Source organism: Streptacidiphilus sp. MAP5-3, assembly GCF_041262505.1.
In the GTDB taxonomy this organism is placed as follows: Bacteria; Actinomycetota; Actinomycetes; order Streptomycetales; family Streptomycetaceae; genus Streptacidiphilus.
Map to the genome: position 1 here is coordinate 1 of NZ_JBGCCL010000068.1, position 2121 is coordinate 2121.

1 protein-coding gene is annotated in these 2121 nt (G+C 69.3%); it reads left to right on the forward strand.

What is annotated here, in order from left to right; all coding sequences use genetic code 11:
* Nucleotides 1-29: 29 nt before the first annotated feature.
* The coding region (locus ABH928_RS36440; protein ID WP_370073049.1) for an ISAzo13 family transposase at nucleotides 30-2121 on the forward strand (2092 nt) is incomplete at its 3' end.

The following is a 2121-nucleotide window of genomic DNA, read 5'->3' on the forward strand; positions in this document are numbered from 1 at the left end:
CTTCGGTGCCGTCGGCTCGTTGGGCTGGTATGGCGATCACGGAGGCGATGCTGTCCCAACTCCACTGCCGCTTCGCGGTGTTGCTGCCCCACCTGAACGAGCGGCAGCGTCGTCTGGCGGTAGCGGCCGAAGCGAGACTGCTCGGGCACGGCGGAGTGCGAGCCGCCGCCCGGGCGGCCGGGATCAGCGAGACCACCGTGCGCCGGGGCGTCGGCGAGCTGGAGTCCGGTGCCGGGCCGCTGCCCGACGGGCGGACTCGCGCCGCGGGCGGAGGCCGCAAACAGGCCGAAGTGGTCGCTCCGGGCCTGGTCGACGCGCTGATGGCCCTGGTCGAGCCCGATGAACGCGGCGACCCCGAATCGCCACTGCGCTGGACGACGAAATCGCTGCGGCACCTGGCCGAGGAACTGGGCCGGCAGGGCCATCAGGTCTCCGCGCCGACGGTGGGCCGGCTGCTCAAGCAGGCCGGCTTCAGCCTGCAGGGCAACGCCAAGACCCTCGAAGGCAGCCAGCACCCCGACCGCGACGCGCAGTTCCGTTACCTGAACGAGCAAGTCAAACAGCACCAGGCAGCTGACGAGCCGGTGATCAGCGTGGACACCAAGAAACGCGAGCAGATCGGCCGACTGCCCATGGCCGGACGCGAGTGGCGCCCCAAGGGCGACCCGGTCCAGGTCGAGGACCACCACTTCTTCTTCAGCGGACCGGACGTCGAGCAGGCCATCCCCTACGGAATCTACGACATCGCCCGCAACACCGGCTGGGTCAACGTCGGCGTCGACCACGACACCGCCACCTTCGCCGTCGAGTCGATCCGCCGCTGGTGGAAGACACGCGGGCAGAGCGACTACCCGACCGCGACCCGGCTGCTGATCACCGCGGACGCCGGCGGCTCCAACGGATACCGCTACCGCGTCTGGAAGAGCGAACTGGCCGCCCTGGCCGCCGAAACCGGTCTCGCGATCACGGTCTGCCACTTCCCGCCAAGTACGTCGAAGTGGAACAAGATCGAGCACCGGCTCTTCTCCCACATCACCCACAACTGGCGCGGAAGGCCGCTGACCAGCCACGACGTCGTACTGCAGACGATCGCGGCCACCCGCACCCGCACCGGACTGACGGTGGAGGCCCACCTGGACACCGGCGACTACCCGACCGGCATCGCAATCAGCAAGGACCGCTTCGCCGCGCTGCCCCTGGTCAGGCACGAGACGCACGGGCAGTGGAACTACACCCTGCTGTCCGAACCCACCGAGCCGGCCTCCCCACCTGTCAGCGGCGAAGCGCACGGCGTCGCCGAACGGCGCCGCTCTCTCTTGGCTCGCCTTGCCGATCCGCGACTGACCGGACTCGGCAGCTCAGAACTCGCACAGTTTTGTGCTGAGTTGGCTCCACTCCAGGCCGCACGGGCCCGGGAACGCTACAGCGAGCAACGCGGCGGTCGTGCCCGACGGGCCACTGGTAACCAGCGGGCCAAGCCGCTGTTCGACGACGCGACTCGAGTCATGCTGACCCTCCTCTACCAGCGGCAGGTCTGCTCGATGAAACTGCTTGCGGACATGCTCGAGGTGACTCCGGGATGTATCGGCGACCTTGTCGTCGAGACCCGGCGGGTACTGGAGGACCACGCTCACCAGCCCGGATACGCATCGACCCGCTTCACCACCGCGACTCAACTGCTGGCCTTCCTCGACACGGCGGAGGCGCCGCAACGCACCCAGATCATGGCGAGCCTGTCCCATCCGCGGCTGACCGGCATGCCGCGCGAGGACCTGGGTGCGCTCGCCCGCCGACTCGCGCCGCGCCAGCTCGCGCAGACCGAACGAGCCTCCTACCAGCGCCGAGGCGCCGATCGCCAGCCAGGCAGCCGCGGCGGCGTCTTTCCCAAGAAGATCGGCGACCAAGAGCGCGTCGTCCTCGCACTCCTCTACCTGAGCAAGCTGTGCACGATGGAGGTCCTCACCGAGGCGCTGGGCGACGTGAGCAGGTCCTTGATCGGCAACACGATCCGCGAAGTCCGCCCCCTGCTCGCCGAAGCCGGACTCCTGCCGGCCCCGGCCGGCACCCGCTACCGCTCGGCAGCCGCTCTCCTCGCCGCAGGACGAAGCGAAGACGACACAC